The 8405-nt window shown below is 62.7% G+C and carries 8 protein-coding genes, 2 tRNA genes and 1 pseudogene; 8 read left to right on the plus strand and 3 right to left on the minus strand.

The genetic code is table 11. The features are described from left to right. The 4 genes from V7E26_RS27730 to V7E26_RS27745 form a co-directional block, all read left to right on the plus strand. The coding region (locus V7E26_RS27730; protein WP_324422508.1) for a methyl-accepting chemotaxis protein at positions 1-506 on the plus strand (506 nt) is incomplete at its 5' end. Between the two features lie 327 nt (positions 507-833). Next, positions 834-2336: an MFS transporter gene (locus V7E26_RS27735; RefSeq protein ID WP_442893493.1), complete on the plus strand. Its 1503-nt coding sequence runs from the start codon at positions 834-836 to the stop codon at positions 2334-2336. 15 nt (positions 2337-2351) lie between these two features. Next, on the plus strand, positions 2352-3185 hold the full coding sequence (gene otsB / locus V7E26_RS27740; RefSeq protein WP_324422522.1) for a trehalose-phosphatase: 834 nt from the start codon (positions 2352-2354) through the stop codon (positions 3183-3185). 196 nt (positions 3186-3381) lie between these two features. Further along, positions 3382-4842, plus strand: coding sequence for a trehalose-6-phosphate synthase (locus V7E26_RS27745; protein WP_324422512.1), 1461 nt, complete (start codon positions 3382-3384; stop codon positions 4840-4842). Positions 4843-4953: 111 nt separating this feature from the next. Here V7E26_RS27745 and V7E26_RS27750 read toward each other — a convergent pair whose 3' ends face one another. Continuing rightward, the gene (locus V7E26_RS27750; protein WP_324422514.1) at positions 4954-5298 is read right to left on the minus strand and encodes a hypothetical protein; all 345 of its coding nucleotides are present in this window, start codon (positions 5296-5298) and stop codon (positions 4954-4956) included. A gap of 202 nt (positions 5299-5500) precedes the next feature. On the opposite strand from V7E26_RS27750, the gene V7E26_RS27755 reads away from it, so the two are divergent. From V7E26_RS27755 to V7E26_RS27770, 4 genes are all read left to right on the plus strand, one after another. Continuing rightward, positions 5501-5590: transfer RNA gene (locus V7E26_RS27755), tRNA-Ser, on the plus strand. A gap of 168 nt (positions 5591-5758) precedes the next feature. Further along, on the plus strand, positions 5759-6979 hold the full coding sequence (locus V7E26_RS27760; protein WP_324422516.1) for a tyrosine-type recombinase/integrase: 1221 nt from the start codon (positions 5759-5761) through the stop codon (positions 6977-6979). A 270-nt stretch (positions 6980-7249) separates the two neighbouring features. Continuing rightward, a complete protein-coding gene (locus V7E26_RS27765) occupies positions 7250-7492 on the plus strand; it encodes a helix-turn-helix domain-containing protein (RefSeq protein ID WP_324422518.1) in 243 nt (80 codons plus the stop codon). 75 nt (positions 7493-7567) lie between these two features. Further along, positions 7568-7632: transfer RNA gene (locus tag V7E26_RS27770), tRNA-Arg, on the plus strand. Between the two features lie 287 nt (positions 7633-7919). Here the strand turns inward: V7E26_RS27770 and V7E26_RS27775 are convergent. Next, the gene (locus V7E26_RS27775) at positions 7920-8132 is read right to left on the minus strand and encodes a helix-turn-helix transcriptional regulator (RefSeq protein WP_324422520.1); all 213 of its coding nucleotides are present in this window, start codon (positions 8130-8132) and stop codon (positions 7920-7922) included. 123 nt (positions 8133-8255) lie between these two features. After that, positions 8256-8405 (minus strand): annotated as a pseudogene (locus V7E26_RS30090) (conjugal transfer protein TraA); the annotation flags it as partial.

The raw sequence follows: 8405 nt of genomic DNA on the forward strand, positions 1-8405 counted from the left end.
GCGACGTCGTCAAGCTGATCACCGCGATCGCCGAGCAGACCAACCTGCTGGCGCTGAACGCCACCATCGAGGCGGCGCGCGCCGGCGATGCCGGCCGTGGCTTTGCCGTGGTGGCGTCGGAGGTCAAGTCGCTGGCCAGCCAGACCGCGAAGGCGACCGACGAGATTTCCAATCACATTGCGGGCATGCAGGGCGCGACGCAGGAATCGGTCGCCGCGATCAAGGAAATCGGCGGCACGATCGGAAAGATCTCCGAGATCGCCGCCACGATCGCCAGCTCCGTCGAGCAGCAGAGCTCGGCGACGCAGGAAATCGCGCGCAGCGTCCAGACCGTCGCCAAAGGCACCGAGGACGCCGCCACCAACATCATGCACGTCAATCGCGGCGCCACCGAAACCGGCTCGGCCTCGGAGGAAGTGCTGAATTCGGCGCGCTCGCTGTCGAGCGAAAGCACCCGCCTGCGCGAGGAGCTCGACCGCTTCATGGCGAATATCAGGGCGGCGTGAGCGGGGAGCTCTCACCGTCGCCAAATCTTCGACTGTCGTCACCCGCGCAGGCGGGTGACCTGGTATTCCAGAGGCGTCAACGATCGAGCCGAGAAGCCGCGGCGTACTGGATCCTCCGCCTGCGCGGAGGATGACGGCGGCACGCATGGCGCTACCTCTGGCTTATCGCGAACAAACTCCCAGCCATGCAATTTAGCCTGCCCGCCACGTCAGGAACATCGCCCTTTGCAAGGCGTTATCACTGTCGTGGGCATCATGTTTGCCGCAATTGAGCGTGAAAACCCTGGGGCTGGGGCGTTCCGGGGTGTTTTTCATTGGTCCAATCCGATGGGTGCGACAGCAAGAAGGCGCGGTGCGGCGGTGGATAAGAGCGTCTCCGATCCCGCGCCCGCGCAGCAGGACAACGGCCGCGTCATCGAGACCAGCATACCGGCGCGGCTCGATAGCCTGCGCTGGGGCGGCTTTCACACCCGCGTCGTGACCGCGCTCGGCATCACCTGGATTCTGGACGGGCTCGAGGTCACGTTGGCCGGCGCGCTGTCAGGCGCGCTGAAGGAAAGCCCGACGCTGCAATTTTCCAATTTCGACGTCGGGCTCGCCAACAGCGCCTATCTCGCCGGCGCCGTGATCGGCGCGCTCGGCTTCGGCTGGCTGACCGACCGGATCGGGCGCAAGAAACTGTTCTTCATCACGCTCGCGCTGTACCTCACCGCGACCGCCGCCACCGCACTGTCGTGGAATATCGCGAGCTATGCGCTGTTCAGATTTCTCACCGGTGCCGGCATCGGCGGCGAGTATACCGCGATCAACTCGACGATCCAGGAACTGGTGCCGGCGCGCTATCGCGGCTGGACCGATCTCGTGATCAACGGCAGTTTCTGGATTGGCGCTGCGATCGGCGCGGTCGCCGCCATCGTGCTGCTCGATCCCAGGCTGCTCGCGCCCGACATGGGCTGGCGTCTCGCCTATTTCATCGGCGCCGGTCTCGGCCTGATCGTTCTGTTCATGCGGATGTGGATTCCGGAAAGCCCGCGCTGGCTGATGGTCCATGGCCGCCCCGAGGAGGCGCACGCCATCGTCGACGACATCGAGAAGGCGTCCACGCGCCATTCCGATCATGCCGCCGACGAAATATTCCCGAAGATCCGCTTGCGGATGCGCAGCCACACGCCCCTTGGGGAAGTCGCGCAGACCTTGTTCACGACGTATCGGCAGCGTTCGCTGGTGGGCCTCGTGCTGATGGCCTCGCAGGCGTTCTTCTACAACGCGATCTTCTTCACCTTCGCGCTGGTGCTGACCGACTTCTTCGGCATCCCGTCCAGTCACGTCGGCTGGTACATCCTGCCCTTTGCGGCGGGCAATTTCCTCGGGCCGCTGCTGCTCGGCCGCCTGTTCGATACGATCGGCCGGCGCGCGATGATCGCGACCACCTACGGCGCATCAGGCGTGCTGCTCGCGCTGTCGGGCTATCTGTTCTCGATCGGCGTGCTCACCGCGCAGACCCAGACGATCGCCTGGATGGTGATCTTCTTCTTCGCTTCGCCGGCGGCGAGCGCGGCCTATCTCACCGTCAGCGAGACCTTTCCGCTGGAGGTGCGCGCGCTCGCGATTGCGCTGTTCTATGCGATCGGAACCGGCATCGGCGGCGTGGCGGGGCCGGCGCTGTTCGGGGCGCTGGTCGATACCGGATCGCGCAACAGCGTTTTCGCCGGCTATCTGTTCGGGTCGGCATTGATGATCGGGGCTGCCGCCGTCGCCTGGCGGTACGCCGTTGCGGCCGAGCGCAAGTCGCTCGAATCCGTCGCACGGCCGCTCGCAAGTGTGGAGTAGGATATGATGGACGATATGAACCGGGATCTGGCGGAAATGCCCTTGGACGACGAACTCGCTCGTGAAGACGACGCGCCCGAAACGGTGCCGGTGCCGCGCTCGCTGGTGCCGCATCTGAGCCGGTCGGCCATCCTGCTCGATATCGACGGCACGCTGCTCGACCTGATGCCGACGCCGCGCGAGGTCTGGGTGCCGCCCGGACTGTCGGAGACGTTGAAGCGCCTGCACCAGCGGTCCAACGGCGCGCTGGCGCTGGTCAGCGGCCGCTCGCTCAACGACATCGACCTGATCTTCGCGCCCGATATATTTCCTGCCGTCGGCGGCCACGGCGCCGAGATGCGGATCGATCCCGATAGCGAGGCGGTGGCCGCGCATGCGCCGCCGATGGACAAGGAATTGAAGCGGCGCCTCGCCGCGATCGCGAAGTTGAGCCCGGGGATTCTGCTGGAGGACAAGGGCTATTCGCTGGCGCTGCACTATCGCCTGGCACCGCATGCCGAGAAGGCGATCTATGCCGCGGTGTCGCTGATCCGCGCCGATCTGCCCAACGCGCCGATCGAGGTGCTGCCCGGCAAATGCGTTTGCGAGATCAAGCATTCCGGTTTCACCAAGGCGAGCGGCGTGCTCGAATTGATGACCCGCGAGCCGTTCAAGGGCCGCCGTCCGTTCTTCATCGGCGACGACGTCACCGACGAGACCGTGTTTGCGATCATGCCTGATCTCGGCGGCCTTGCATTTTCGGTCGGCCGCCGCGCCAAAGGTGTCGCAGGACATTTCGATGCGCCGAGCGACGTCAGGGAATTCCTGACGCACCTGCTTGATGACGAAAGGGACGCATCGCTGCCATAATGTCTTTCGTCTCGACGAGATTCGAACACAGATTCTCGCGCTTCGCGCCGAGGTTCGCGGCAAATTTTATTTTTCGTGAGTTCCAGTGAGTTCCCCCACGCCGCAGCCCGAATTTGGTTTCAATTCGTTGAAAGGGTGATCAGGAACCATATTGATGAACGGTTGTTAACCGCGGCGCACCAACGGGAGGGGACCATTGAACCTCGTCGTCGTTTCTAACCGCGTTTCGCGCGGAAAACCCAACGAGCCCATGACGGGGGGGCTCGCGGCGGCGTTGCTGCCGATCGTCGAGAAGTCAGGCGCTATCTGGGTCGGTTCGAGCGGAAGGGTCCGCGACGGGAACCAGAAGGAACCCTTCGCCGAGATCGAAGCGCTCGGTACCGGCGCGCTGGCGATGCTCGACCTGCCGGCCGCGCACTATGGCGGATACTACGAGGGTTTCGCCAACTCCGCGCTGTGGCCGGCGCTGCATTCGCGCGCCGATCTGATCCGCGCCACGCAAGAGGACTATGTCAGCTATCGCGAAGTGAACGCCTTCATGGCGCGTGCGCTGCTGCGATTCCGCAAACCGGATTCCGCGTTCTGGATTCAGGACTACCATTTCCTCGCGCTCGGCGCCGAGCTGCGCGATCTCGGCGTCACCGAACCGGTGGGCTTCTTCCTGCACACGCCGTGGCCGTCGCGCGCCGTGATCTCGGGCGTGCCGCATCATCGCGAACTGATCGAGGCGATGCTGGCCTATGATCTGATCGGTTTCCAGACCGAGGAAGATTGCGAGAACTTCCTGTCCTACGCGCAGGCCGATCTCGGGCTTGCCGTGCATGACGGCGTCGTGGTTTCCCGCCACGGCCGCACCCGCGCCGCGGTGTTTCCGATCGGCATCGATCCGCAGCAGTTCGCGCAACTCGCGGCGAAGGCCTCGACGCATCCCGACGTGTCGCGGCTCAGGCGCAGCCTGAACGGCGAGAAGCTTGCGATCGGCGTCGACCGGCTGGACTACTCCAAAGGCCTGATCAACCGCATCAAGGCGTTCGACCGGATGTGGAGCATGCATCCGCAACTGGCGCGCACCGTCTCGTTCCTGCAGATCGCAACGCCATCGCGCGGCGGCATCGAGGCCTATGGCAATCTGCAGAGCGAGGTCGCCAGGCTCGTCAGCGACGTCAACGGTCTGCACGGCGAGGTCGACTGGACCCCGATCCGCTATCTCAACAAGGGCTACGGCCAGGCCGTGCTCGCGGGACTCTATCGCACCGCGCAGGTCGGCGTGGTGACGCCGCTGCAGGACGGCATGAATCTCGTCGCCAAGGAATATGTCGCCGCGCAGAACCCGGTCGATCCCGGCGTGCTGGTGCTGTCGAAATTCGCCGGTGCCGCCAACGAGCTCGACACCGCGCTGCTGGTCAATCCGCACGATATCGACGGCATGGCGCGCACCATCGCGACCGCACTGTCGATGCCGCTGACCGAGCGGCGGATGCGCTGGGAAGCGATGATGACCAAGCTGCGCGGCCAGACCATCCAGCAATGGTTCGCCGATTTCACCGACGCGCTGCGTGAATGCCAGCTCGACCGCGCCGCGCTCGCGCCCGTCATCGTCGAGCCGTCGCGATGGCCGATCCGCTCCGCCGGCAACGGCAACGTGCGATATCATTAGCGACCGGCTCTCCGGATTGATTTCCTCATCCTGAGAAGACGCGACCCTATCCCCGCCCGTCATTGCGAGCGCAGCGAAGCAATCCATCTATCCCAATGCCGGGACGTCGCCTCAGTAGCAATACGAAGCGCCGTCGAGCACCGGACAGCGCGCCTTGTTCGGCGCGCTCGGATTCTCCATCGGCACGTAGCCGCCCTTGCCGTTGCCGGCGAACACGCCGGGACCGATCACCACCGACGACTTGTTGCCGATGATGACGCTCGGATGCGGCGAGGCCAGCCGCGATTGCGTACCGTCGGCCCAGACGATGGCGTCGTTGGAGAAGATGCCGCGCCGGCCGTCGTCGCAGGTCACGTCCGTCCCCTGCCGGGTGCAGGACTGCGCCAGCGCCGGCGCCACCGCGCCGATCGCAAGCGCCGCCAGCAGGACGGTGAATTGAAGCGTCCGCGAGACCATGATTGCCGTCCTCCACCGATCAGGGCCGCCATCTATCATCGTCGATCGTGGCCGGATTCCGGTTCAGCGCCCGGCGAAAGTGCCGATTTCGGGGGCGAAGCGATCAAAAATTCCGATAGAATTCAATGGATTGGGGAAATTTTGGCCGCCGCGCCCAGCCTCCCTTGCAAAATCAGTCCTGCCCCTTCAAGAGAGGGCCTCCGGAGAGATGGCCGAGTGGCTTAAGGCGCACGCTTGGAAAGCGTGTGTGCGGGAAACCGTACCGTGGGTTCGAATCCCACTCTCTCCGCCACTACACTGTTCTCCTCCATATCCGATTGTTCGAATCGACTGCAAAAACAACGAGTAGCGCGATAAAGGCTGTTGCGGCTAGTGCCGCGATGTTACCGCTAGATACCGCGCAAACCGTAGCTTTTGGCCGTTGGTTCGGAGGACGGATTTTTTCCGCGAGGGGGAACACATGGCCGGCAAGCTCAAACCGCTCGACGTCGCACGCGAAACCCGGCCCGGTAAATACCCTGACGGCGACGGTCTCTACCTCATCGTCGCGAGCGCCACGTCGAAGAACTGGAGCTACCGGTACTGGAAGGACGGCAAGCAGCGCTGGCTCGGCCTGGGCTCATTCAAAGGCGTGTCGCTCAAGGATGCACGCCTAGCTCGCGATGCCGCGCGTCTTCGCGTCAAGGGTGATCGCAGCACGCCGGGCGTCGACATCGTGCAGGAGAGGCGTGAGGCACGCGAGGAGCAGAAGGCCGTCGAGATCAAGGCTATGCTGCCAACCTTCGAGGAATGCGCCGAAGCATACATCCGCCAGCACTGGACGACCTGGAGCGAAAAGCACCGCGATCAATGGCCGTCGTCGCTCAAGCGCTACGCCTACCCGACAATCGGGAAACTCACGATCCCGGAGATCAAGCCCAGCCATGTCTATGAATTGTTGCGACCAATCTGGGTCGAGAAGCGAGAAACGGCGAACCGGGTGCGCGGCCGAATCGAAACGGTCATCGCGAAGAACGTCGACGTCGACGATAAAGACTTCCGCAATCCCGCCGAGCTCACGAAACAGCTACGCGAGAAACTTCCGAAGCGGCCCAAGCGTTTCGTCCAGCACCATCCTGCCCTACCATATACCGAGGCGTCGCAGTTCATAATTGTGCTTTCCAGCGCCGCTGGCATTGCCGCGGCGATGTTGCGCTTTCTGATCTTCACCGCATGCCGGACAAACGAAGTTGTAGGAGCACGCTGGTCGGAGATCGATCGGCCCTCATCGACCTGGAGAATTCCGAGCGAACGCATGAAGATGCACCAGGATCACGTTGTGCCGCTGTCGGATCCTGCTCTGGCTATACTCGATAAGATGCGCGGCGGCCAACGCGAATTGATCTTTCGGAATCCTGAGGGTGGAGCATTTTCTGAGAATGCCATGCTCGCCGTACTGGACCGCTTAGGTTACGGTCACGTTACCGTGCATGGATTCCGCTCGACCTTCGCAACCTGGGCCGAAGAATGCACAGACTATCCTGATGGCGTCCGGGAGGCAGCGCTCGCCCACAAGTACAAATCGGAGACCACGGCAGCCTATCAGCGCGGGCAAAAGCTCCAGAAGCGAGGTTCCCTCATGAAAGATTGGGCGCAATTCCTCGCAAGATCAAATCTCATCCGCTTCGACAAAACCGGTTAGTTTGTCTTGGACAAGTCAGCCCTCCGTTCAGTCCACGACCGATCCACCGAGCTTCTTGTTCTGTCCGATGGTTTGTCGCCGGTCATCTACCTAAGCAGGCCTTGTACTCTACCCGAAGGAAATCGAGGCTGTGGACCGAAAAGAGCACGAAGTCGTACGACCGGGCATCCGAAAAATGCGCACGGTCCCGTGAGTGCTTTGGGCCGAAAGTCCGGTCTGGCATGCTCAGAAATATCCGGGGACAACAGGATGCTTCATATGTCTAGCGCCGTGTCTATCACGTTTGACGTCCCGCTCGTAGCTTCGCCGAAGCAAGCGATGAGAGCGATCCAGGTCTCGCGCAAAAAGCTGTACGAACTTATCAACACGGGCGAGCTGGAAAGTTATACCGAGGGCAAATCGCGACGCATCACAGTCAAATCGATCAACGATTACATCGAGCGCCGACTGGCAGCAGAAGCGGTTCGGCGCGGCCGAACCGCTTCCCCTCGAAATGATCAATCATGTCCTTAAGCGCGACGCCCGGTTTTGCGGCTGCGAGCGCATCGCCGATCGCTGCCCGTTCGCGATGGGCGCAGCTGCTGACTAGCGACTGCGGCCCGATTAGACTACGAATCTGAGGATCGGACGTTCGAATCGTTCCGGGCGCGCCATCTATCTTGTTCACATGTCGTCGATTTTCAGAACGGCGTAAAGTGCGCCCAGACTAAAATCTGCGCTTGGTTTAGGGAAATTTTTTGTCGTCGAGCTCCGCCCGCTGCCTCTCCGTTCTGGATTGGAAGCGCGACCGCTCCCAATCCGTCTTTGTCTGCTTGGAGAGCTCAAACCGGGACGGCGTCAGGCCCTCAAGGCCGAAGCCGCGAAGCGGGGGCGCGACAGCGCCAGCCTTTACGGCCTGACGCCGGTCCGGTTCACTGTCGTCGGCAGCAAAGAGGCCTCATCAGACCGCATCGAACTCGCGTTTCGGGCGCCATGCGACGGGATCGGCGATCCAGCGGTTGATGTCGGACTCATGCCAGCCGCTCCCGTTAATGCTGATCTTGATCTGCGGTGGGAACGTGCCCTCGGCGATCTTGCGGTAGATGGTGGACCGGGACAGCCCGGTCCGGGAAAGAACAGTTTTCAGGCGGATGATACGGTCTGGTTCGCGCATGGCCGCGCTGCCTCCTGCCGGATGTTTCTGAGGGCTTCTGAGACCAGACAGGACAGATAGTTAAACGCGGCAAGAGGGTTGTTCCACTCGTCATAGCGTGGCGTAGAGACGGCGGCAGATGGATCAAATTCCGATGCCCCGGCCTCTGCCGAGGTCGATGCCGTGGGTGAAGGCCAACTCCTGGCTGAGCCGGCGGCCTGACTCGAACGCGATGCCGAGATCCCGCTTGCGGTTGGCGAGGATGGATTCCAGTTGCGGATCGCGTTCGAGGCT

The sequence above is a fragment of the Bradyrhizobium sp. genome (assembly GCF_036735945.1).
GTDB lineage: Bacteria > Pseudomonadota > Alphaproteobacteria > Rhizobiales > Xanthobacteraceae > Bradyrhizobium.